Annotated in this window: 22 protein-coding genes; 9 read left to right on the plus strand and 13 right to left on the minus strand. The window is 48.8% G+C overall.

Annotated features, from left to right (window positions below):
- Window positions 1-126: 126 nt before the first annotated feature.
- Entirely contained in the window at window positions 127-1,455 is a 1,329-nt protein-coding gene (locus B9N93_RS12495; RefSeq protein ID WP_085212290.1) for a transposase, read from the minus strand.
- An 88-nt stretch (window positions 1,456-1,543) separates the two neighbouring features.
- On the opposite strand from B9N93_RS12495, the gene B9N93_RS12500 reads away from it, so the two are divergent.
- Both B9N93_RS12500 and B9N93_RS24700 read left to right on the plus strand, forming a co-directional pair.
- A complete protein-coding gene (locus tag B9N93_RS12500; protein WP_085214113.1) occupies window positions 1,544-2,218 on the plus strand; it encodes a recombinase family protein in 675 nt (224 codons plus the stop codon).
- A gap of 164 nt (window positions 2,219-2,382) precedes the next feature.
- Window positions 2,383-2,823 (plus strand): hypothetical protein, encoded by a 441-nt coding sequence (locus B9N93_RS24700; protein ID WP_125468959.1) that lies wholly within the window; start codon window positions 2,383-2,385, stop codon window positions 2,821-2,823.
- On the opposite strand, the gene B9N93_RS12505 is transcribed toward B9N93_RS24700, so the two are convergent.
- Window positions 2,820-3,752 (minus strand): transposase family protein, encoded by a 933-nt coding sequence (locus B9N93_RS12505; protein ID WP_085214115.1) that lies wholly within the window; start codon window positions 3,750-3,752, stop codon window positions 2,820-2,822. The two genes, B9N93_RS24700 and B9N93_RS12505, sit on opposite strands and share 4 nt — an antisense overlap.
- Window positions 3,753-3,839: 87 nt before the next feature.
- Window positions 3,840-4,715 carry a hypothetical protein gene (locus B9N93_RS12510; RefSeq protein ID WP_125468960.1) on the minus strand — a complete coding sequence of 292 codons (876 nt, stop codon included), beginning with the start codon at window positions 4,713-4,715 and terminating at the stop codon, window positions 3,840-3,842.
- 235 nt (window positions 4,716-4,950) lie between these two features.
- On the opposite strand from B9N93_RS12510, the gene B9N93_RS12515 reads away from it, so the two are divergent.
- Entirely contained in the window at window positions 4,951-5,181 is a 231-nt protein-coding gene (locus tag B9N93_RS12515; protein ID WP_085214119.1) for a hypothetical protein, read from the plus strand.
- A 516-nt stretch (window positions 5,182-5,697) separates the two neighbouring features.
- A complete protein-coding gene (locus B9N93_RS24705) occupies window positions 5,698-5,946 on the plus strand; it encodes a hypothetical protein (RefSeq protein ID WP_125468961.1) in 249 nt (82 codons plus the stop codon).
- Between the two features lie 1,156 nt (window positions 5,947-7,102).
- On the opposite strand, the gene B9N93_RS12525 is transcribed toward B9N93_RS24705, so the two are convergent.
- From B9N93_RS12525 to B9N93_RS24735, 10 genes are all read right to left on the minus strand, one after another.
- Window positions 7,103-7,354: a hypothetical protein gene (locus B9N93_RS12525; protein WP_085214123.1), complete on the minus strand. Its 252-nt coding sequence runs from the start codon at window positions 7,352-7,354 to the stop codon at window positions 7,103-7,105.
- A gap of 372 nt (window positions 7,355-7,726) precedes the next feature.
- Complete coding sequence (locus B9N93_RS12530; RefSeq protein WP_085214125.1) at window positions 7,727-8,086, minus strand: hypothetical protein; 360 nt, start codon at window positions 8,084-8,086, stop codon at window positions 7,727-7,729.
- A 696-nt stretch (window positions 8,087-8,782) separates the two neighbouring features.
- Window positions 8,783-9,595, minus strand: a complete 813-nt coding sequence (locus B9N93_RS24710) for a hypothetical protein (RefSeq protein WP_139826512.1) — start codon at window positions 9,593-9,595, stop codon at window positions 8,783-8,785.
- A gap of 772 nt (window positions 9,596-10,367) precedes the next feature.
- Window positions 10,368-10,808 (minus strand): hypothetical protein, encoded by a 441-nt coding sequence (locus B9N93_RS24715; RefSeq protein ID WP_125468963.1) that lies wholly within the window; start codon window positions 10,806-10,808, stop codon window positions 10,368-10,370.
- A gap of 888 nt (window positions 10,809-11,696) precedes the next feature.
- Window positions 11,697-14,174, minus strand: a complete 2,478-nt coding sequence (locus tag B9N93_RS12535) for an SIR2 family protein (RefSeq protein WP_085214127.1) — start codon at window positions 14,172-14,174, stop codon at window positions 11,697-11,699.
- 466 nt (window positions 14,175-14,640) lie between these two features.
- Complete coding sequence (locus B9N93_RS12540; protein WP_085214128.1) at window positions 14,641-15,405, minus strand: formylglycine-generating enzyme family protein; 765 nt, start codon at window positions 15,403-15,405, stop codon at window positions 14,641-14,643.
- A gap of 714 nt (window positions 15,406-16,119) precedes the next feature.
- Window positions 16,120-16,437 carry a hypothetical protein gene (locus B9N93_RS24720; RefSeq protein WP_125468964.1) on the minus strand — a complete coding sequence of 106 codons (318 nt, stop codon included), beginning with the start codon at window positions 16,435-16,437 and terminating at the stop codon, window positions 16,120-16,122.
- Window positions 16,424-17,023 (minus strand): hypothetical protein, encoded by a 600-nt coding sequence (locus tag B9N93_RS24725; protein WP_125468965.1) that lies wholly within the window; start codon window positions 17,021-17,023, stop codon window positions 16,424-16,426. The genes B9N93_RS24720 and B9N93_RS24725 overlap by 14 nt, the downstream gene beginning before the upstream one ends.
- 164 nt (window positions 17,024-17,187) lie before the next feature.
- Entirely contained in the window at window positions 17,188-18,063 is an 876-nt protein-coding gene (locus B9N93_RS24730; protein WP_125468966.1) for a pPIWI-associating nuclease domain-containing protein, read from the minus strand.
- Between the two features lie 211 nt (window positions 18,064-18,274).
- A complete protein-coding gene (locus B9N93_RS24735) occupies window positions 18,275-19,102 on the minus strand; it encodes a hypothetical protein (RefSeq protein WP_125468967.1) in 828 nt (275 codons plus the stop codon).
- A 475-nt stretch (window positions 19,103-19,577) separates the two neighbouring features.
- On the opposite strand from B9N93_RS24735, the gene B9N93_RS12545 reads away from it, so the two are divergent.
- The 5 genes from B9N93_RS12545 to pqqC all read left to right on the plus strand — a co-directional run bounded on the left by B9N93_RS12545 (window position 19,578) and on the right by pqqC (window position 24,755).
- Window positions 19,578-19,781, plus strand: a complete 204-nt coding sequence (locus B9N93_RS12545) for a hypothetical protein (RefSeq protein ID WP_085214130.1) — start codon at window positions 19,578-19,580, stop codon at window positions 19,779-19,781.
- 2,023 nt (window positions 19,782-21,804) lie between these two features.
- Window positions 21,805-22,824, plus strand: coding sequence for an integron integrase (locus B9N93_RS12550; protein WP_085214132.1), 1,020 nt, complete (start codon window positions 21,805-21,807; stop codon window positions 22,822-22,824).
- 108 nt (window positions 22,825-22,932) lie between these two features.
- Entirely contained in the window at window positions 22,933-23,007 is a 75-nt protein-coding gene (gene pqqA, locus B9N93_RS12555) for a pyrroloquinoline quinone precursor peptide PqqA (protein ID WP_085216268.1), read from the plus strand.
- 94 nt (window positions 23,008-23,101) lie between these two features.
- The gene (gene pqqB, locus B9N93_RS12560; protein WP_085214134.1) at window positions 23,102-24,016 is read left to right on the plus strand and encodes a pyrroloquinoline quinone biosynthesis protein PqqB; all 915 of its coding nucleotides are present in this window, start codon (window positions 23,102-23,104) and stop codon (window positions 24,014-24,016) included.
- Between the two features lie 13 nt (window positions 24,017-24,029).
- Window positions 24,030-24,755: a pyrroloquinoline-quinone synthase PqqC gene (gene pqqC / locus B9N93_RS12565; protein ID WP_085214136.1), complete on the plus strand. Its 726-nt coding sequence runs from the start codon at window positions 24,030-24,032 to the stop codon at window positions 24,753-24,755.
- The last annotated feature ends 5 nt before the right edge of the window (window positions 24,756-24,760 follow it).

A 24,760-nucleotide genomic window follows, 5' to 3' on the forward strand; every position in this document is an offset into this window, starting at 1 on the left:
GCTTTGGGGAATACAGTGGATTAGCCCCCAAAACTCGATTTATCGGAATAAAACGGTCGTTTAATTACGATAAAATTCACCCATTAACATTACATTAAAACCGGTACACCAGCCCTTTCAAAGTGACTACTTTTTACCCCTAAGCAATTGATAAGTCGAGACATGAGGCTGTTTAGGATCGTAGGGAGGCTTGGTTTTGGGCTGTTTGGGGCCGCGTGAATGCTTTTTCAGGGCGCGCAGATTGACGTGGCGGGCGGTGTCACGCAGCCAGGCGGCGAATTCGGGCGGGGCGCAGGCGGCGACGAACCGCCAATCCAAGCCTTCGCCCAGTTGGATGAGCGCGAGGAAAGTGGCGGCGATCTCGTGGGCGATATAATACCCGGAGATATCCTTAGACACGGGTTTTTGATGGGCGCAGTCCAGCGCCGAGATCATCACCGAGAAAATATTATAGGCCACCAGGGCCACGGCGAAGCCGAACAGGGCGGCCTTGGGATAGGCCAGGGTTTCGATCTCGGAATTGAAATGCTTTTCGACGTGTTGGAAAGCGGTTTCCAGGGTCCAGCACCTGCGGTAGAGGTCGGCGACGGCGGCGGCGGGTATCTCCGCGGGAAGGTCGGTCAGGAGGTCGATGAAGGCGTCTCCGTCGCGGCTGGGTTGTTCGAGTTCGACGCGGACCAGGCGATAGGGCCGCCCGGCCACGCCGACCCGCTTTTCCAATAGCCGCCGGCCCGCATTTTCATCGGCGCAGGAAAACAGGGTTTCCTCGGTCAGCGGCAGGTTCTGGTGCAAGCGCATCAAGGCGTAAGCGCCCCGGCCATGGACTTGGCCGAGGAGTCCCAGGGTGCAGAAGTTGCGGTCGGCGATCCACAGTTCCCCGGCCTTCATGCTGTCGGCCACGGCGTCGAGCAGGCGGCGTTCCTGGGCATGGCCGTCCTCGCAAGGGAACACGTCCCGCATCAGGCGGCGTTCCGGGTCGAACACCACCAGCGACTTGCCCGGCAACGCGGCCCCGCTGACGTTCTGGTGGACGGCGAGGCGTTTCTCGCTCGCCGCCAGGCAGTTGCCGTCGAGGATGCGGACCGGGTATCCCGGCAACCAGGGTTCGGGGATGAAACCCAAGGCATCGAGGATAGCCGATAGGTCTTCCGAGGTATCGCGCAGCAGGGCTTGGGACACGGGTAATTCAACGCCCTTGAGTTTTTCGTACAGCGCGGATACCGTTACCCCAAGGGGTTCCGGCTGTTTCTGATAAGCCGCGTTGATCGAGGGATGGACCTTGAGGACGACGCTCAGCATCAGGTCGCATACCGTCGAGAACAGGATTTCCCGCGTGTATTGCTCCTTGGCGTTCTCCAGGAAAATCCGGTCCAGCCTCTCCGCCGAAAAGCAGCGTTCGAGTAGGCCGTACAACAGGCAGGACAGGGGCATTTTCTGGCGGAATAGCTCTAGCATGGCTCTCGACTCGCGGTAGGGGTATTTATGAATTGGATAGGGTTATTGATTATTCCAGTTTGAAAGGGCTGATCCGGTACACTGGCGCATGACCACCTATGCCTACATCAGGGTCTCGACCGACGCCCAAGACCTGAACAACCAGCGCCACGGGGTGATCGAGTACGCCAAGAAACACGGCCTCGAACCGCTGTCCTTTTTCGAGGACACGGCCAGCGGCAAGAAGTCATGGAAGGCCCGCGACCTGGGGAAGCTCCTGGACCAAGCCAGGGCCGGGGATGTGCTGGTGGTGGCGGAGATTTCCCGGCTGGCCCGTTCCACCCTGCAGGTGCTGGAAATCCTCCAGGAAGCGGCCAAGCAGGAGATTGCAGTTCATGTGGCAAAGTCCAACATGGTGATGGACGGGAGCCTAAACAGCAGGATTACGGCGGTGGTGCTGGGATTGGCGGCGGAGATCGAGCGGGAATTCATCAGCGCTAGGACCACGGAGGCGCTGGCCCGCCGCAAGGCCGAGGGGAAGCCATTGGGCCGACCGAAAGGGCGGGTTTCGGCGGTTCACAAGCTGGACAAGGACCAGGACAAAATCAAGGAAATGTTGGCGAAAGGGGTTCACAAGACCAGCATAGCCCGGCTCCTGGGCTGCAACCCGGACACGCTGTACGAATGGATGAAGGCGAACGGGCTATCCAGGCACATCAAGAGCCGGAAGCCAGCGGCCCCGGTTCCTGTATCAGCCACGAAGCTTAAGCGGAAGTCTCGTTGATCGCTTGTTGCTGGGGTCGCTTGGTGGGCGTAGGATCGCGCCGCGTCCCGGCGATTTATCTATAAAATATTTTAACTTAAGTAATTATGAGAATAATAACAAAAATTAAATTAGTACTATTTTTTATATTATTAATGTCAGCATTTTAATCTTTTTCAGATAGTTTGTGCGGTGACCCGCCTAAAGAATTTAAAAATTCAAATAATACACTATTTCAAGAAGACATTAAGGGTGAAGCATCAATTATATCAAAACGACTTGGTTCTGGTTCTGTTGATGCCGAAATAAAAAAAGGTACTGAGGTGCTTTATCAAAAGTACACAAACATAGATAAAACACTTATTGATTCATATTTCATGTATATGGTTTGTATAATAATAACAAATGATAAAAATACAACATCTGAAACTAAAATTAATCAACTGGTACAATTCCATAAAGAGTTGTTTTCTAAAGCCGAAAAAGATAAAGAACAGATTGCAAATGAATTATCGGATACAAAGGCATCGCTAAGCAGAATTGAATCAAAAATTCAAAAACTAGAATCAGTAAATCAAAAAACCAAAGAAAAGATCGCTTTTTCATTAGACATGTTCCCAAGCTAACCTATTGTTTTTAATGATAATTTAAAATTCCAGAGGCCAGCACCAATATAAATGAAGGTATCTAATAAATGTGCCAGATGGTTTCTTGAGCGATGTACTAAACTATGCAGACATTTCATCCCGCCGATGGCATGCTCAACAGCCACGCGGGTTTTAGCAAGCTTCCGATTATGTTTCTTCTGTGTTGGTGTTAATTTCGGATCAGGATTCGCTTTGGACTTCTTTGGCTTTTTATGGGGGATTTGAATGGCCCGTGCGTGGGGATAATCATTTTTAATGCCTTGGAATCCGAGATCAACCTCGATAAGTTGCTTTTGAAACCATGGCAAGGCGGGCGGAAATTCCGTCTTAAACAGGGCATAGTCGTGGACACTTCCCGGCACGGTGGAGCTAAGGAATAGGATTTTCTTGGCGGGGTTGGCAATCACTAGGTTATTAACGCCGTGATGTTTTTTTTTACCGCTGTAGCGTTGCTCTTGTTGGGATTTATCCTGGGGCCTGAGGGTCGCCCGCTCCGTGCCATCAATGATGATAGTAGGTTGTTTTTCAAGGAGTCTATCCAGCGCCTCAACCGTCTTGACCGAACGTTCGGGAAGTGTTTTCAGATGGGCTAGGCTCGCTTGAAGGATGGGCAGCAGTGTTTCTAAATGATCGAAAGCATGGCCTCCACTGAAACCAAAGAGATAGCCCAGTACGTCGTAACTGGGATAGTTTTTCAAGTAATAAAGGACAAAAAACAGCCGGTGTCCAAAGCTAGATAGATAGCCTGGGAAAGCGGGGCTAGGCGCGTCGAGCGAAGGGCCACCGTACTGGTCACGATAAGTTGATTCAAAAAACAGAAGTAAATGCTTGAACTGATCTTTGGTAAGTCCGGTCAAGGCTTTGCAAACACGATCATTGCCGATGTCGTCAAGGCTGCTAAAGATCATTGTGGAAGCACCATTAAAAAGGATTCGTGGGGAATTGCGATTGATCTTACTCTGCGGACCTTGCAGTAACAATTATGAACAGAATATTTATGATGCCTTGGGAACATCTCTATTGGATTTCTGGTCCAAGAAACCTTCTTCTATATCGAAGCGCAAGGCGTACTCGGCCAGGGTCTCCGGCCAGGGGGGCTCGTCGCTCAGGATCACCCAGGGTTCCTCGGCCCCCTTCTGCCATCCCACTGCCAGGCGGACCTTTTCATGGTGCCCCGTCACGTACACCCCGTGGTAGCAGACCACCTGGCCGGGGGAGGCGTGCCAAGCCAAGGGCTGGAAGCGTCCGCCGTCCCACCGGTAAAGCCCGATGCCCGCCTTGTGGCGGATGCGGAAATGCCAGCGGGGAGTCCGCTTGACCCAGCCCATCAACTCGCGGTGGACGAAACCGCGATCCGCCAGCAGATAGACCTTCCGCCCCGTGAACTGCCGCTCCAGGAACACCAACAGGCTGCGGTAGTCCTTGAACGCCACGCTGGCGCTGGGATGCTCCATCACCTTCCAGGCCAACGGGATCATCCTTCCCCGGTAGATCAGCGAGATGTACACCACGCAGTGGGTGTTCCACAGCATCGTCGTATCCAGGGCCAGGTAGACCTGCCGGTCCTGGAAATCCGCCAGCACCGGCTTCAACAAGGCGGCATACAGGTGCAGCACCGAGATCCGGCGGTTGTGGAGCCATCGGGCGAACCGCCTCTGGGTGCTTTGCGCGAACCGCGCGCGGCAGATCACAGACGGAATCCATTGGGGCAACGCGACATGGAGGCTGGACAACAACCCCACCAGCATCCAGGCCACGGTTTGCTTGTGCCGGACATCCTTCCAGGGCGCGGCTTGCAGCCAAACGCACGCCTGCTCATACAGCAACGGGGCGGAACCTTCCAAGGCATTCTCCTTATCAATCATTGACATGGAAGCTACCTTGCCAGAATTTCCGCCGCTTAGAGAATTTTGTCAGTCAATCAGGCATCGAAGACGAAATTACAGTGAGTTTCAGCCTTATTTCGAAGCCAAATTCTCGAATGAACCTTACCGAATTACCCAGCCTTCAAATCACTTTCCAGCCTAACCGAAACCCGCTACTTCCACGCCTAACGCTCAGGATAACCGGCACCGCCGCCACCGAATAACCCGAGGAAACCGAACAATGAATACAAAGCGAACCCCAAACGAAGAACTTAGCGGCGGTGTCCGCGTTGATCCGAAGGTTAGGCCGGGCTACGAAGCTGAACGCGCCGAATATGAGTCCGCCCGGAATGCTGCTATGGACGAGTATTTTGACGCCCGCCCCCAAATAATGAAAACCAGAACCATGGAACTGATATTTGAGGGTGGATTCCGTATGGCTTGGGAATATCGAAGAAATAATGCGGCCTAACGCCCCATTGAAGGGCGCGGCACTGGAAACCAGTTACAAGGCGCGGTCTATCCCCCGTGTCCCGTCGAACAAACGTTAGGCTTTACCTACGGAGAACGGAATTATGAATTGCCTGCATTGCGGAGATTGTTGTTTACGCATGTCTCCAATTAGCGCCCCGGAACCGTGCCCACATTTGGTTATCAGTGGTACGTTTTATTTTTGCGGGATATATGATCGGAGACCGGATGAATGCCGGAATCACTCATTCCCTTCAAGGCACTGCCCGATTGGAGTGGAGAAACTTGGATTAACCGATCCGCAGAAAATAGCCATCAGGATTGATGCTGGATGGAGCATGATTAAGCGCGGAGAGGCTGCTGCCTAACGAAAGCGTTCAGGGGAAAGCCCGCCACCCTGAACCTGCTATTACCACGAAACTATGAGCGGGCTTTTCCCCTGCAACAACCTGTTAGGCTGGCTACGGAGTGCGGGCCGGAAGGGTAATTCCCAAACCAATAAAGCAATGAGGAAACCATGAAGATAATTGTATACAACCAACATAACGAAAAAATTTTGATCCCTGACGCCAAAGCCGTACCAAGGCATGGTGATGTTATTGGGGTCATATTCCCAAGCGATAATCAAATTAAAGAGCAAATCACTTACCCTGTGGTTGAAAAGGTTTATTTTTGGCCCACAAGCCATCAATTGGACCAGCTTGGAGTAAGTTATAATAAGCCTCAAGATATTGAGGCGATTATTTATGTTTATTCTGGCGTGTAGACTCATTAGACCGCGCCTAACGCATTAGCTGATGGGCGCGGCTAGCCGCAATAGCTACGGAGATATGCTGTTTGCCCCGCGTCTCCTTGTTGATAACTTGTTAGGCGCAAAACCTAATTAACCTACGGAGAACGACATGTATTACATAATTTCTCAAGATGATGCCCGGATACTTTGCATCCGAGATGATATTTCTGCCGAAATAATCCAAAAAGAGGCAGATTGCTTTGGGTGTCCAGTATATGCAATTAGGGGCGAGCATAGCGGCTACGAAGCCGAGCCGGAACAAAGCGTCTAACGGACGGAGTTGAGCGACGCGGCGCGCAGATGAAGTATCTATTGCCACCGAACCTTTCCGCGCCGTGTTCGCTCCAACGCAGAGTTCGACGTGATTTACACTTTGAACCCCCGTTAACAGCCGGGGCGAAATGGGGCAGACGTTCACCGGGAAGGGCTATACCCTCGCGTGGTGCATCAACTCCGTTATGCACCACGCGAGGGTATAGCCTTCCAGACAAAAATTCAACGGCCTGGCCCATTTTGTTCCGGTCGTTAATGTATCCAAATACCCTAAATCGCGACGAACGATAAAATTAAGGGGCGCGGCTAGCTTCAATATCCGCGAAGAAATGCTGTTGAGTCCGCGTCCCACTTGAATGACTTGTTAGGCTGCTACGGAGAACGAACTTTCCGGTTCCGCCGCTCTGAAAGGGCAGGGTAGGGCACAAGCGTCCAAATATAGAGTCACGCTTTGAAGTTTTGGATACCGTAACCTTTCGCCGCCGCTGGTCCAAAATCATACTCCTGTAATTTTCTAGTTGCCAGCGTCTCGAAGTAATCGGGATCGAAATTTACGAAAATCATCTGGGTTTCGGCTTTGTTTCGAGACTAGATTCCCGAATGAAATCCATGAAGCTAATTCAGCCTTAAAAACCTTCCAGTATCCACCGAACTCGCTACTTCAACGCCTAACGACAAAATTAAGGGGCGCGGCGCTCCGCAATCGATTCGGAGAAATGCTGTTGAGTCCGCGTCCCACTTGAATGACTTGTTAGGCCCGCTGCGGAGAACGGGATTATCCGGTTCCGCTGATTCGAAAGGCGGACTTATGGTCCTTGGATATTTTGCCGCTGGCCCATTAAATCCGCCGTGAATCTTAGTCTTTAAGCCACTTGTAAAGACCATAAGCGGCAGCACCGACTGCCAAAGGGGCGGCTGCCGTTATTACGAGTCCTGTAGCCATACCGCCACCAACAACACCACCGATTGCCGCTAAACCAGAAGTAATTCCAGTTGCACCTAAACCCGCAACAGAACCCGCCGCAGCAACAGTTCCAATAGAACCAGCCGTACCAACAGCGCTACCAGCAACGCCAGCAATAGCGGCTTCTTTATCTATATCACTCATGTGTATAACTCCAAAACCCCCATATTCGGAAGCAAGAGGATTCGGGGGGCAAACAAAATAGCCTCTTGCATTTGCTTAACTTAACGATTGAATTAAGAGCGCAACGCTCTGAAGTCGATTCGGAGAAATGTTGTTGAGTCCGTATCCCATTTGAGCGACATGTTAGGCAGGTTCCCGCGGGATTATTGGCTTCCACTGATTCCACTAATCCTACGCAAGCTATTTGCAAATAGTTGGGTCGGTTACAATCTTTAGAGATTTGCACTTTGGACAAAAGAAGCCAATTTTTAAGATTCGTTGAAATCTATGTCCGCAACTTTTGCATAGAAAGAAATATGGTGGGCCAGGATGGAACTTGCTCATCGCAATTTGTTATGTACGTTTCAAAATTAAGCGGCCATCGTTTTGATTTAAAATTTTGTATTTGCGTAATGAGTTAAGAGAGCCTATTCCACCAGCAGCAACAGCTATTGACACTGCTGAAATGGCTGTTGGCATACCTAGTACAGATACAGCCCCAACACCAACTAAGCCGCTAACAGCTACTCCTGTTCCTCCTGTTGTTAATAGAACAGTTACCGCAATTCCTATTGCGCCAATAGCGATAGCCCAGCATACGGACCCTGTCGCTTTTATTCTCAGTACTTTTTCTTTTAAATTTCCTTCTATTTCAATAGTATCTTGTTTATTCTTTAAAGCTTTACCAAGGTCATCTTCATTTATAATCGCCATTTTTATTTCCCCCCTTTAATAGATAGTTAAAAGCATGTGATGCTCAAGTTTAAATTTGCCTAACGATAAAATTAAGGGGCGCGGCGCTCCGTGGTTCCTACGAAGATACGGCATCGAATCCGCGTCCCACTTGAATGACTTGTTAGGCCGGCTACGGAGAGCGGGACTTTCCGGTTCCACCATTCCGAAAACCCCGCATTGAAACCGGACTTTCGGAAACCCGCAATCCACTTTCCCCGAACCACCAATTCCGAAACCAGGAACCGTGCCGGAACTCCCGCATCGCCCGGTTATCGAAACCCAAATTCGCGGAGTTTCTCCGCATCGCCGGTTCGATTCAAAACCAGCTTTACAAATCACTTTCCGGTTGAACCGGAATCCGATACTTCCGCGCCTAACGACAAAATTAAGGGGCGCGGCGCTCCGAAATCGATTCAGAGATATGTTGTTGGCACCGCGTCCCACTTGAATGACCCGTTAGGCCCGCTACGGAGAACGGAATTTCTGGTTCCACCGATCCGTATGGCAGGTTACGCAAGTACTTTAATCTGCCAACTAGACATTATAAAAACCTTTTCCGATACCGGTAGCCCGACATGGTCTGGCCCCATTTTCAACCAATTGATTTTTAATTGATTTCTTGCTGAGCGCTAGGCTATCGCAGTATATGGGTTACAAACCAGTTTTTAATAATGTCTACTGCCCTAGTCTTGTATTTATGATACTTATTTTTATATAATCTTTCACATAGCTCATAATAAGTTCGGCAGCTTCTTCTTTTTGACTAGTTACCGCGATTTGCACATAACTGCTATCATTGATTTTATGGCATGTAATTGATGCAACACTTTTATCCCCATATCCAAATATAGTTCCATTATCATGATCCTCTACTTCCAAATGTAGCTTGTCCAAAATTTCCAATGCGTATTCTTCACAGCGTTTTAAGTCCAATGAGTGAGCAGTAAGGCTTGCTGTAATTAGCGCGGGAGGGGAAGAAGAGAGGTTTATTGTGTGCTTACTGTTATTTATAATTATTTCATTTGGAATTGGTTGATTAATAAATATTGAAGCTTGCTGAAACTCGTTATTTTGTTGTTCAGTAGAAAATGGTTTTTGTATTTCTTCTGATTTTTTGCTGAGTTCAGATGAAATTTTTATTTCAGATTTTGTTTGTGAATATTTATTTGTATTATTTATGCTTATTGTTCCAATTTCATTGTTATTGTTATTAACATGATTGTGGTGACCTGAAATATTATTTATAGTACCATTATCACGGATCGAAGTGTAATTTTTAGAAAGTCCGGTTTTATTAATATTTATATTTGATTCATGTGTTACGGCTTCCGGCTTGACTAGGCCTTGATCATTTTTTAGTTCCAATTTATCAGACTTAGGAAACAGTGCGATAACAAGACTTATAAGAGAAATAACTGTGCCTAACACAGTCGCTTTTCCTACGATATCTAGTCGTCGGTACATTGAAAGTAACTGTTGCGTAAGCATGGTTTTGTCTAGAGCCTAACGACAAAATTAAGGGGCGCGGCGCTCTGTCGTTTCTACGAAGATATGGCATCGAATCCGCGTCCCACTTGAATGGCTTGTTAGGCCCGCCACGGAGCGCGGGCTTTCCGGTTCCACCATTCCGAAAACTCCGTTTTGAAATAGGACTTTCGGAAACCCTCGATCCACTTTCCCCAAACCACCGATTCCGAAACAATGGTTTATTAGGCCAGCTACGGAGAGCGGAATTTCCGGTTCCGCCATTCCGAAAACCCCGGCTTGAAACCGAACTTTCGGAAACCCTCGATCCACTTTCCCCAAACCACCGATTCCGAAACAATGGTTTGTTAGGCCAGCTACGGAGAGCGGAATTTCCCGGTTCCGCCAGTCCGAAAACTCCGGCTTGAAACCGGACTTTCGGAAACCCGCGATCCGCTTTCCCGGAACCACCGATTCCGAAACCGGGAACCGCGCTGGAATCCATAAATTGTCCGGTCATCAAAACCCAGCCTTGCGGGGTTTATCCGCGCCGCCAGTCCACTCCGAACCCAACTTTCAAATCACTTTCCGGTTGAACCAGAACCCGCTATTCCAACGCCTAACGACAAAATTAAGGGGCGCGGCTAGCTGCAATATCTACGGAGAAATGCCCTTGAGTCCGCGTCCCACTTGAATGATTTGTTAGGCTGGCTACGGAGAACGGACTTTCCGGTTCCGCCAAATCCAAAAGACGGGTTGCGCTTGTTAACAAGCTATCCTATGACCTTTGCCTTGTTTAATATGAACCAGAAATAATTTTTTTTAGAACTTCGGTTTGATATGGGTATACTTCGTTTGAGTCCGAGAACCATTCTAGCAAGTCATGATTGGAAAATTTTGTTCTTGCTTCCTCGTAATATGGGGTTTGCATTCGGCGAAAAAAATCAACAAATTCGTGCATATCTTTGATGCTTCCTCCACTGTGCTGGCCAAGTAAAATTTTTATTCGGCCAATACTTAGAAAAGAAAGTAAGTAATTTAAACCTGCCTCACCAAGGAAATCTTCTACTGCTGCCGATGATGGAAATTCACTAATATCACATTTTTTTTGGTGAATTACCTTGAAACTGAAGTCACTATACTGCTCATCACTTCTCCAAATTACATAGCCTTGTTCTGGTGACTCTATTACGTCTCCACAAACATCGCAAATCCACTGTTCCAATGGTTTCAACATTATGTACCCCTGACTTTCTGTAAAAAACAACTGCCTAACGAAAAAATTAAGGGGCGCGGCTAGCTGCAATACCTACGAAGAAATGCCGTTGAGTCCGCGTCCCACTTGAATGACTTGTTAGGCCTGCTACGGAGAACGGACTTTCCGGTTCCGCCATCCCGAAAGCTCCGGTTTGAAACCGAACTTGCGGAAACCCGCGATTCGCCTTTTCCAAAACCGGGAACCGCGTCGGAATCCCCGAATCGCCCGGTTATCGAAACCCCGGTTCGCCGGGTTTCTCGGCCTCGCCGATCCGCTCCGAATCCAGCCTTCAAACCACTTTCCGGCTCCACCGGATTCCACTACTTCAACGCCTAACGAAAAAATTAAGGGGCGCGGCTAGCTGCAATATCCACGAAGAAATGCTGTTGAGTCCGCGTCCCACTTGAATGACTTGTTAGGCTCGCTACAGAGAACGGACTTTCCGGTTCCGCCATTCCGAAAGTTCCGGTTTGAAACCGGACTTGCGGAAACCCGCGATTCGCCTTTCCCGAAACCTGGAACCGCGCCGGAATCCCCGAATCTCCCGGCTCTCGAAACCCTGGTTCGCCGGGTTTATCCGCGTCGCCGATTCCGCTCCGAACCCAGCCTTCAAATCACTTTCCGGCTCAACCGGAATCCGCTATTCCCACGCCTAACGAAAAAATTAAGGGGCGCGGCTAGCTGCAATACCCACGGAGAAATGCGGTTGAGTCCGCGTCCCACTTGAATGACTTGTTAGGCTCGCTACGGAGAGCGGGACTTTCCGGTTTTACCGATCTGAAAGCGGTAGGCATGAGTACATGCCCACCCCACAGGGCTACAGGGCTGGATTATGTCTGGGAATAAGGAACGGCTTAGCCTTAAAAATCAACTATTTCTAGAGTCTTGTATTAATTTGATTATTACTGTTAGTTTTTCCATGGCTAGTGAGATTACCTTTTGTTCTGTCACATTGATGAATCCGTGTAGTTCCGCATCATCTAGGCTTTCTTTCATATTCTTGCAGGCGTGTTCAAAATTGACTTGATTTTTTTTAGAAAACTCAGGATATTTAGCCTTATAAACTTCATCATACAATGTAACTTGCCTAAATTTGTAGACATCATTTGCTAGTGGCTTTAATAGCTTGTGAGCATTGATAAAAAGATTTGCTGATTCGGTTGGATTTGTTTCTTCGATAGACCTCAGTAAAAATATTCTTGCTTGTTGAGTATCTATGTTTGATATGTCATAGTTTGATTTGTTTTTTGCTAAAGAATAAGCCTGCAATAGCATGGCTTGCGCATTTTCATATTCTTTGAATGTTATTTTTGACATGGCATACTGAAGCCAGTAGTGTGGTTCATTTTTTAGCCATTGCACTCTTATTTTAAGGTCTTGATAATATCTTTCTAAATTATTTTTCTTGTTTTTATCGGATAACATCCTTTCCACGAAAGAAAATCTTAATAAAGATTTAAATAACTGCCCTTCAATGTGGCTATTTTTATTTAATTTTTCATATTTCTCAACTATATCCAGTAATTTTGATATTATAAATGATGGTGAAAAGTAATCTCTCAATAGCATTGTTGAGAAGATTGATGATTTTGATTTTATTTCCCCATCTTTTATGGAAAAGAGTTGACAAAATTGTTTGTTTTCTCTGAGTTTTGGTGAATATATATCATCACTAAAAGAAATCTCTGAAATTAAACTTGGTTTTAATGGTAAATCGAGAATTTCTAGTATGCAAATTGCAAAGGCTATATTTTTAAGTGCATCATCTTTAAATATTGTTTCTATTAAACTTGATATTCTAATTTTTATTTGTGGGGCATTGAATAGTGATAATAATGTAAGTGAAATCTGGTTTTTGTAGTCATCCTGTATTTTTCTTGTTTTTAATGTTGAAGATAGTCTTGCCAAATCACCCCACCAGCCAATATTGTCAATTATTTTTATAAAGTCGAGTACTTCATTTTCAGATAGTAAGTCAATATTGATTTCTCGAAAATTAAAAATGTTGCTAAGCGTGCTTCTTAAATGTTCATGAGATGCTGTGCGCGAACTTAAAATTAGCCTTATTTTATTGGGGTTAAGATTGCCAAAATATCCAATAAAATCTAAATATTTTTCATATCCATCAATAATTAATATTGTGTTAACATCAAGAGAGGATATTTTTTCTAGGTCGTCAATGTAATCACCTTCGCTGTCTTCTAAAGAATATATGTTATGGCCATTTAACGATAAATATGATGCAAGCTCTTTTAAAAAAATTGTTTTTCCATTCCCAAGTTCGCTAAAAATTACAATATTTTTCTTGTCACTTATTAGTTTTGTTGCTCGTGATATATTCTCCCTTATAATTAAGTATGGTAGTTTTTGTATTCCTGTGATGGCATTATTTATGCGTTCATTTTCTATCTCGCCATTTAATAAAAATCTTATTATTTCTGAATCAGTAAAATCATTTTCAGAGCTATTATTTTCATATTTTAGAAAAGATTGTAGTGTTTGTTCTTCTTTTGATGGTTTGTATTTTTCAATAGCGCCTGCTAGTTTTTCTGCAAAAAAATCTATGCCTATTGGGAAGACTGTTCCAAACTTGGAAAGAGAGAACACTTCTTTTTGTGATGGGTTTGTTGCAATTACGAAAAAAGTTTTTGATTTGAACTCTGGATAGCCGAATAAAATTTTCTGTATCTCTATGTCATAGAGCGAGTATCCAACGAATACAATAGCGCTAGATCGCTCTAAATCCTTTTTAAATGAGTAATACCATGCTGATGTTGTAAATGAGTCTGGTGCAATATATGATGAGGTTGATAACTTAAAATCTGATTCTATTGATTCCTCTGATATGCTCGTTATTGATCCATTTATATGGACGCATATATTATTTTTTTTGTAATATTTTTCTGGGCTGTCTTTTGTGGTTATTTGTTCAATTATTATTCCTTTTTTATTCGCAGAGAGTTCTATGGAGTTATCATAATTTGTTGTGTAAATTCTTCTCCATTGGCTACTTGATATTGTTTCATGGCTCGCGGTCGTGCTTATAAGCGTGTAGTTTTCCTTTAGTAACTTTATGAGACTTTCCTTGCTACCGAATGATAGATAATAATCTGCGGCAAATCTGAGATCTTCATCTTCACTAAAGCCACCAAGATTAGATATTTGTAACGCAAGATCTGCTGCTCTTGGAGGTTCTTGACCTTTAATATTCTTCGCCCCAAAAGAGAACCCTGCGCCAGTAAACAGCATTGCCTTGCCAGTTGATATTCGTTTTAGTGCATCGTTAAATGACTTTTCATCAAAAGTTGCACGCAGGTTAGAAAATAATTCTTTTGGTAGTTCCATATTCGCACTCTCTTAATTTAAAGATTAACCTGCCTAACGAACAAGCTAAGGGGCGCGCGCTCCGAAGCCGGTTCGGAGATATGTTCTTTGCCCCGCGTCCCCCTTGAGCGGCCCGTTAGGCCCGCTACGGAGAACGGGCTTTCCGGTTCCGCCGTTCCCGAAGTTCCGGCTTAAAACCGAACCCGCCGGTTCCCGGAAAAACCCGTTGGTTCGGAATTCCGCGAACCTCGCCGGAACCCCGGTTCCAGTTTTGAAAACACTTTCCGGTTCCACCGGAATCCGCTATTCCCGCGCCTAACGCCAACGATCAGCGCCCCGCGCCACCCCACAAAACCTGAAAACACCAAGCCGCTTCGTGGCGCGGGCGTGCTGGATCGGTTCGTTAGGCAAGGTTGTCGGTTGGAAATGTTGGGGTTCGTTCCTCACCGCATCCTATAACGGCATTGTTTTAGCGCATCTTACCGCGTTAATCTTGAACAAGGCGAAACCCGACATCATTAAACTTTTCATTAGTTTTAATTGGCAAGCCTCCACTACGGGAAATTTTTGATTGTCTTTCATGCGCAAAACTATTGCCTCGAGCAACATAACCGCCATCTCTTATAGATGAAGTAAACTCCATTACGTTACCAAAAATATCATACAATCCATTTAAATTGGGTCGCTTCTTGCCAACATAATAGGTTTGCCCCCCAGAGTTATCTTTATTCCATGAAAAAGAAGGATTATCACTGCATTGCTCTTTTGGGCATGCTGCGTCAAACCACTCGTCACTGGTAGGTAATCGGTAATTTTTTCCTGTTAATTCATTAAGCTGCTTAATGTAACCTTGTACGTCATCGTAGGATATCCCCTCTACGGGACAGTCATCGCAGTATTGGTGAGAAGATGGGTTATTTCCCATAAAATATGTCCATTCGGCTTGCGTGACTTCATATTTCATTACAGAAATGCCTGTCGGAATTTTAACCATTTCCGGACAATGATCGCATGGCTTTAGAAAAAACCAACTGATAAGAAAGAGTACAACGGATACAGCCACCAATTTGCCACCAACCCCCTCGGCAAGATAGGAATACCCAAAAGCTAAGGCACCACTTGATAAACCTACCACCAAGGCATCAAAAAAATTGGCGTTAAACATGCGATAAGCAAAAAATCCTCCGCCAATGGCGCACGAGAAAAAAGCGGCAACCGCAAGTTTCTGATCAAAATCTACATTAAACGGCATGAGTATTCCTGCATTCTGATACGGTCTTGATATGGCAAAAAACAACTTGCCTAACGAAAAAGCTAAGGGGCGCGGCGCTCCGCAGTCGATTCGGAGATATGTTCTTTGCCCCGCGTCCCCCTTGAGCGGCCCGTTAGGCTTGCTACGGAGAACGGGGCTTCCGGTTCCGCCATCCCCGAAGCTCCGGGTTGCATCCAGGCTTATGAAAACCCGCCGCTTCCGAATCCGATCACCGCGCCGGAACCCGATTCCCGGAGTTCCGATTCCAGCCTTGAAAACACTTTCAAGTTCCACCGGATTCCGCTATTCCCGCGCCTAACGAAAAAGCTAAGGGGCGCGGCACTCCGAAGCCGATTCGGAGATACGTCCTTTGCCCCGCGTCCCCCTTGAGCGACCCGTTAGGCCCGCTACGGAGAACGAGGCTTCCGGTTCCACCATTCCCATAATCCGGTTTGAAACCGAACTCGCGGAAACCCGCCGCTTCCGAATCCGAACACCGCGCCGGAATCCCGATTCCCGGAGTTCCGAATTCCAGCCTTGAAAACCCTTTCCGGTTCCACCGGATTCCGACACTTCCGCGCCTAACGAAAAAGCTAAGGGGCGCGGCGCTCCGCAGTCGATTCGGAGATACGTCCTTGGCCCCGCGTCCCCCTTGAGCGGCTTGTTAGGCCCGCTACGGAGAACAGGTGATTTTGCAACCGGCCTCAAACGATTTTAAGGACACTGGCCTTCTGGAAAAATCTGAAGATTATTCTCATCGGGAGTGTGAACACAAAACTTATCAGTTTTTCTTTTAACCTCATCCACGCTTCCGCTAATGTCGTTGCTAACCCTTCTTTGTCTATTAAGCTCTGCTTCCGTTTCTTGTTTTAACATACGGATTTCATTCTTCATATTCCTGTCGTTATCTAACAAACCCTGTTCTATTCTATATAATGAACTCTCTACAATCGAAAGCCGACGTTCTAAGTTTCCCGTACAGCCATTCAAGATAATTAATGTTGATAAAAAAAGTGTTTTACGTAGGATCATCGTATGACACCTGGTCTGCTTCTGCGATTACAAAGTTCGGTGATGAAAATCTCGCTCCAGAGCTCGTGTCAATAATTCCATGGAGACGACCAACACCAGTAAATGGCAAATCTTTAATTTTAAAATCAAACTTAAAGTCTCTCGTTGATGCTGCATAAAACTTGCGCTCTAAGGCTTTTGTCCCATTTACAACATCTTCAATAATATAGCTAAGATTAAGATTGAATGTCTGGTTTCCTTGAACCGTTACCACGTTTTCTGCATCTCTAACAAAAATGGCTTGCGCATTAAATTCTTTAACTAGGTTTGCTACTTCAAGAGACACTGCCGATATTGCCCCTGTTTGCACAACAAAAGAAGCTAATGATCGAACAGAAACGGCCCTCGCAGCAGCGCCAACACCTGCGCGTGCGATTGTGCCGGCCCCTGCCCTTGCTATAGCTCCAGTTGCTGCCCGTGCTGCTCCCCGTGATAACACTCCACGCAGCAAGAACCTTAGCAAAAGGCCAAGAAATGCTTCTGATGTGTTTGGCAATAAAACAACTGGAGTTAATGCAGAAGCTTGCAGAAATCTCCTCCTATTCATGGCTGGTTCCTCATTTTATAGATGAGTTATATATCTTACGCCTAACGATAAAATTAAGGGGCGCGGCGCTCCGTAGTTTCTACGAAGAAATGCGGTTGAGTCCGCGTCCCACTTGAATGGCTTGTTAGGCTGGCTACGGAGAACGGACTTTCCGGTTCCAACTGCTATTCATACCAGTCATCATTACTTACCTTAATCTCAGTAAATTCGCTTAGGAAAACTTCGGGGGCGCGTACACTCGACTTCAAATTGCAGGAAAAGGGAAAATCATGAGATAAAATCGCACCGTCACCACGATCTAAATCACCGTTTGACCCATACTGTAATTCTGCGCCAATTGAGCCATATGCTGTTAGCGTTATGTACTGACTATCTATAGCTTTAACCTGAACTTCTTCAGTTGTAATGTCATCGACGGTGTGGTGTGTGGCAATCTCGTCAATTTCTCCAATAGTTTCACTTATTGCTACGTTGACAAGTTCTTGGTCTATATGATCGATTAGCGACCCAGATATTGCTTGTCGTGATTCATCAATTACACGAAATAAATCCGCCACAGACTCCAAAGTTTCATTTACATATTTATCTTGTTTGTCGATGTTAATATCTATCGTATCTTCTTGAATATGTGTGTGTTTGCTAAGATTGTCTACAACAGATTTTATTTGTTTGCTAATGGCCTTGGTATCAATTTTTAGTGTTTCAGTGACGTATTTATCTGAAAGCCCGCCTTGGATTGCATATATAACTCTCTGTTTTCTACTAATGCCATCCTTTGTTTCTGTTTCGTTTTTATACCATAAGCAATTTAAAACCTCAGCATCAGGTGCTAAACGTTGAAGAATATGCCTAACTAGTTCTCGGGTTGCATAGGCAAAATTATTAAATCTAAGTGGATTATAAGCGTCAAGAAGATTGCTTATGGCAGCCTCAAAAAGTCTCTTTTCAAATTCGGTGGCAAGTTTTGCTTCTAGCGTAGAAATTAGAGATTCCTTTCCTGAAAGTAATCTAATGCAGCCGTTTAAGAATTTATTTTCCATGATTGCCTAATATTTGAATTGAGGCGAAAAACTGCTCACCGAGCTATCAAAGAACAACATGCAAATCAAACTGGAATTGCTTGTTAGCCATTAGCAAGCAGGAACTCTATGCCTAACGCCGAAGCTCACCCGCCCGCGCCCACCACAAAACTCGAAAACACGAAACAGCTTGCGGGTGCGGGTCGGGTGGAGCGCAATGTTAGCCTTCGCTTTATGGAATACCCAAAGCGTTCTGGATTGCTTTTGCAGCCACTGTCGTACCAATTTTGGTAGCGGTATCCAACGCCCATTTACCAGCAGATTTTAGGTGTTTTAATGTTGTAGGGCCGTCATTTTGTTTAGCGGCTAGTTCAGCAGACGCAACACTAGCTAACGCTTGGTCGTGTTCAATCTCCTGAGCCTCTTTGCGCAATTCTGCCCGCAACAATGCAAGTTCGGAAGCAAGACTTTGGAAATCTACATTCGACGTGCTTTGCGCCCACTGTTGAATAAATGTGTTCCCCTCGGCATTAGCATTTGGCCCTACTGCGCCGACTTGACCCGAAACATGATATTGATCGGAACTCATGTGATAATCCCCTGCAATAAAATGATTTATAACCATGCCAGCCATATTATTTAACTGCGGCGACGGAGCTTTTGCCTTTGAAACAGCTAATTCGGTTAGTAAAAAAGCTAGTCGTGGCGCGAAGTCTTTTCCAGCCTCAAACTCTGGCGAGATAACAACAGACCCGTGAAGCCAGCGAGGCCATGAAGCATCAGAAGAATAAGGATAAGACTTGGCTAGTTCGCTCGAAAACTGGATTTTCGCACCGTCAATATCAAGTATCCATGCTTCTTCAGAAGGTCGAATCCAATCTACAGGGTCACGATGGAGGCGTTTTAGCCAATACTCAACCTTTTCAAGCCGCGTTTGATGGTTAGAAGGAAAGTAGATGCGTAATCCTTCAATTGGAATGAACTCGGCCCTCTTGGCTGCAAATGTTATTGCGCCATTTTCGGATGGAAGAGCCATAAGCATGTGCAAATTACGGATCATGAATGCAGATTGAGAAGCCTAACGAAAAAGCTAAGGGGCGCGGCGCTCCGTAGTCGATTCGGAGATATGTTCTTTGCCCCGCGTCCCCCTTGAGCGGCCCGTTAGGCCCGCTACGGAGAACGGGCTTTCCGGTTCCACCATTCCGAAAACTCCGTTTTGAAACCGGACTTTCGGAAACCCGCGATCCGCTTTCCCGGAACCCCCGATTCCGAAACCGTGAACCGCGCCGGAATCCCGTACCGCCCGGTTATCGGAACCCCGATTCGCTGGGCTTATCCGCGTCGCCAGTCTGCTCCGAACCCAACCTTCAAATCACTTTCCGGTTCCACCGGAATCCACTACTTCCGCGCCTAACGAAAAAATTAAGGGGCGCGGCGCTCGGCAGTAGAAAAGGGATGCGGCTTTGAATCCGCGTCCCACTTGAATGAATGGTTAGGCTGCTACGGAGAGCGGATTATCAACCCAGGAATGCCCTATGAACAAAAAAGACTTAAAACTATCAGACATAAACCTACAGGCAATTTATCGAGTTTATATAGAACTTAAATTCAGCATAGACGGCAGGAGTCGGGAAACAATCCAAATAGAAAAGATTACTGGCTTTTCGCTGCATACGCTGCTTTGCTTTGGTATGGATGCCGACGATATTGCCGTGTGTTGGTTTAACGAAGTAACGTAAAACTTCCGCGCCTAACGATAAAATTAAGGGGCGCGGCGCTCCGTAATCGGTTCGGAGAAATGCCCTTGAGTCCGCGTCCCACTTGAATGACTTGTTAGGCTGGCTACGGAGTGCGGACTTTCCGGTTCCGCCATTCCGAAAGCTCCGGCTTGAAACCGAACTTGCGGAAATCCGCGATTCGCCTTCCATAAGGTTATTGGAATCCCAATCTCCGGGGTTTCCGCGCCTCGCCGATCCGCTCCGAATCCAACCTTAAAATCACTTTCCGGTTTAACCGGATTCCGCTACTTCCGCGCCTAACGAAAAAATTAAGGGGCGCGGCTAGCCATAGTTTCTACGAAGAAATGCGGTTGAGTCCGCGTCCCACTTGAATGACTTGTTAGGCTGGCTACGGAGAGCGGACTTTCCGGTTCCGCCATTCCGAAAGCTCCGGTTTGAAACCGAACTTACGGAAACCCGCGATTCGCCTTTCCCGAAACCGGGAACCGCGCCGGAATCCCCGAATTTCCCGGCTATCGAAACCCCGGTTCGCCGGGTTTCTCGGCTTCGCCGATCCGCACCCAGCCTTAAAACCACTTTCCGGCACAACCGGAACCCGCTATTCCCACGCCTAACGAAAAAATTAAGGGGCGCGGCGCTCCGTGGTTCCTACAGAGAAATGCCCTTGAATCCGCGTCCCACTTGAATGACTTGTTAGGCTTCCTACGGAGAGCGGGCTTTCCGGTTCCGCCGTTCCGAAAGCTCCGGCTTTGGAACCGAACTTGCGGAAACCGGGAATCGGGTGGTAATTCCCGGATCATCCGGTTATTAAAACCCCGGTTCTCGGAGTTTCTCCGCATCGCCGATCCGCTCCGAATCCAGCCTTACAAATCACTTTCCGACTTCACCGAACCCGCTACTTCAACGCCTAACGCATTAGCTGACGGGCGCGGCGCACCGGCCCAACAGAAAACAAACCAGCCTATCCCCCGCGTCCCGTCGAGTGAGGGTTAGGCTGATTCGGAGATATGACTATGAGATACAAAACCATTACCTACACAGTATTACATCAAGGATGGCAGATTAGAGGAATTAAAAGAGTAGAAGAGGCTCGAAAACTGGTCAGAAAATTAGCCCCGAATGGCTATGTTATTTGCGACCGAGAAATACGCACCCCCCGCCGCGCTGAGTCTCAACGGATATTCAGAAACGGCAATTACGACCCAATCAACGATTTACGCGCCTAACGAAAAAGCTAAGGGGCGCGGCGCTCCGCAGCCGATTCGGAGATACGTCCTTTGCCCCGCGTCCCCCTTGAGCGGCCCGTTAGGCCCGCTACGGAGAACGGGCTTTCCGGTTCCGCCATGCCAGAAACTCCGGTTTGAAACCGAACCCGTCGATTCCCAGAAACCCCGCCGGTTCGGAATTCCGTGAACCCCGCCGGAACCCCGGTTCCAGCCTTGAAAACACCTTCCGGCTTAGCCGGAACCCGCTATTCCATGGCCTAACGAAAAAATTAAGGGGCGCGGCGCTCCGTGGTTCCTACAGAGAAATGCCCTTGAATCCGCGTCCCACTTGAATGACTTGTTAGGCTTCCTACGGAGAGCGGGCTTTCCGGTTCCGCCGTTCCGAAAGCTCCGGCTTTGGAACCGAACTTGCGGAAACCGGGAATCGGGTGGTAATTCCCGGATCATCCGGTTATTAAAACCCCGGTTCTCGGAGTTTCTCCGCATCGCCGATCCGCTCCGAATCCAGCCTTACAAATCACTTTCCGACTTCACCGAACCCGCTACTTCAACGCCTAACATCTATTCGACACCAAACGGTGCCTAATCCAATATCCGACCTGACCGATAACACTGGCCCAAGCCGCGACATGGCTCGCACGATACATCGGTAATTGTTCATGTGTCAATGGTGAATATTCACCATCCAGGGCTGTTGCAATTTTGCATGCATTTGATTTTAATGAGCGATTTTTAGAGGCCGGAGTCTCATTAGCTCATCCTTATCCAGTCAGTCCAGCCCAGGAGTGTTTCAATCCATGGTCACCAAATCCACCATTAGCACACCAAGGCCGCCCAATATCACACCACTCCCCGCAGCCAAGCCCAAGCTCCTGGATCAAGTCCGCAATGCCATAAGACTGAGGCACTATAGCCTCCGCACCGAACGCGCCTATGTCGATTGGACCCGGCGCTATATCCTCTTCCATAACAAGCGCCATCCCAAGGACATGGGCGCGGATGAAATCGTGGCCTTCCTCACTCATTTGGCGGTCGAACGGACGGTGGCCTCCTCCACCCAGAACCAGGCGCTGGCCGCCCTGGTATTCCTCTATAAAGAAGTGCTGGGAATAGATTTGCCTTGGCTCGACGGCATCGAACGCGCCAAACGCCCGCAACGCCTGCCCACCGTGCTGACAGTGCGCGAAACCGGCGCGGTGTTGGAAAAGCTGGAAGGCACCCTCGGCCTCATGGCCCGCTTGCTCTATGGCACCGGGATGCGCTTGATGGAATGCGTGCGCCTGCGGGTCAAGGACGTGGATTTCCCAATGCGGCAGATCACCCTCCGCGACGGCAAAGGCGCGAAGGACCGCGTGACCATGCTCCCGGCCCTGTTGGCCGACCCGCTCAAGGCCCACCTGCAACGGGTCCGCGCCTTGCACGCGGCGGATTTAGCGGAAGGGCTGGGCGAGGTCTGGCTACCCGACGCGCTCGCGCTCAAATATCCCAAGGCGGCGCGGGAATGGGGCTGGCAATATGTGTTTCCGGCGCGGGGGCTGTCGGTCGATCCGCGTTCCGGCCAACGCCGCCGCCACCATCTGGACGAGAAATCCCTGCAACGGGCGGTGAAGAAAGCCGCACGCGAGGCCGATATCAGCAAGCCCGTATCCCCGCACACCTTCCGCCATAGCTTCGCCACCCATACCCTCGACGCGGGCTACGATATCCGTACCGTCCAAGAGCTCCTCGGCCACAAAGACGTGAACACCACCATGATCTATACCCACGTCCTCAACCGGGGCGGCAAGGGCGTGGTCAGCCCCCTCGACCGCCTGTGACCCCCACCGCCCCCTTGGTTGCTTTCGCCAAACCGGAGACGTATACTTTCGAGCGGGCTTGCAGAAGCTGTTTTGACCATAGAAATCAACCCTTTGGAGGAATTCGAAATGAAATGGGAAACACCGAGCTACGTTGACTTGCGCTTCGGCTTCGAAGTCACCATGTACATCTACAACCGCTAATCGCGGTTGGTTTCCAAACGGGGCGACACAGCGATGTGAAGCCCCGTTTTTCATTTCCGGGGTTGCGCGCCCCTTCCCGAACTTTCTTAAACCTATGAAAATCCGAGTCTTGGGCGCGGGTGCCGGCGGCGGCTTCCCGCAATGGAACTGCAACTGCCACAACTGCGCCAGGGTCCGGGCCGGCACGCTGAACGGACAACCCCGCACCCAATCCTCCATCGCGGTCGGCGTCGATGGCGCGGCCTGGGTGTTGTTCAACGCCTCGCCCGACATCCGTACCCAACTGGAAAACTTCCCCGGTGCCTGGCCCAAGCACGGCCTCCGCGACAGCGGCATCCAAGCCATCATCTTGATCGATAGCCAGATCGACCACACCACCGGCCTCTTGATGCTGCGGGAATCGACGAAACCGCTGGAAATCTATTGCAGCGAGCCGGTCCAACAGGATTTATCCACCGGCTTCCCCGTATTCAAAATGCTGGACCACTATTGCAAGGTGAACCATCATCCCGTGCCCCTGGACGGCGGCGGGTTCACCATTCCGGGCTTCGAGGATTTGCGCTTCCATACCCACGCCCTCAAGAGCAAAGCCCCGCCCTATTCCCCCCACCGCCACGACCCGCACGAGGGCGACAATATCGGCGTCATCGTCGAGCAAATCTCCAGCGGCAAAAAGCTGTACTACGCCCCAGGGTTGGGCGAAATCGAACCGCATGTGGCGGCGGCCTTGAAACAAGCCGATTGCGTGCTGGTGGACGGCACCTTCTGGCAACACGACGAAATGGCCCGCGCCGGGATTTGCGAAAAACTCGCCCTCGACATGGGCCACCTGCCGCAATCGGGACCGGGTGGCATGATGGAAACCCTGGCCGACAGCCCCGCCACCCGCAAAATCCTGATCCATATCAACAACACCAATCCGATCCTGGACCAAGATTCGCCCGAGCGTAGCGCCCTGACCCAGGCCGGGATCGAAGTCGCCTACGACGGTTTGGAAATCGAGCTTTGACGACGAGGACACCATGAGCGAGCAAACCCCCTGGAGCCGGGAAGAATTCGAGGCGCGGCTCCGCGCCAAGGAAGCCTATTACCACATCAACCACCCCTACCACATCGCCATGGCCGAGGGGAAACTGGGCAAGGAGCAAATCCAGGGTTGGGTGGCGAACCGTTTCTATTACCAGATCAAGATTCCGGTGAAGGACGCCAACATCATGGCGCTCTGCCCCGACCGCGACACCCGCCGTCGTTGGATCCAGCGCATCCACGACCACGACGGTTGGGGTGAGGACGCGGGCGGCATCGAAGCCTGGACCCGGCTGGGCGAAGCGGTGGGCATTTCCCGCGAAGACCTGTGGTCGCTCAAGTCCGTGCTGCCGGGCGTGAAATTCGCCGTGGACGCCTATGTCAATTTCGCCCGCAACGCCACCTGGCAGGAAGGCGCGTGTTCCTCGCTGACCGAGATGTTCGCGCCCACCATCCACAAGCAGCGGCTGTCGGGCTGGCCCGACCTCTACCCTTGGATCGAGCCGGAAGGCTTGGCCTATTTCCGCAAGCGCGTCAGCCAGGCCAACCGCGACGTGGAACACGGCCTGGAACTGACCCTGGATTACTTCACCACCCGCGCCCAGCAGGAACGCGCCCTGGAAATCCTCCAGTTCAAGCTGGACATCCTGTGGACTATGCTCGACGCCATGTGGCTGGCCTATATCGACCACAAACCCCCTTATTTCAACATCAAGCCCTGACACCC

It is taken from the genome of Methylomagnum ishizawai (assembly GCF_900155475.1).
Classification (GTDB): Bacteria; Pseudomonadota; Gammaproteobacteria; order Methylococcales; family Methylococcaceae; genus Methylomagnum; species Methylomagnum ishizawai_A.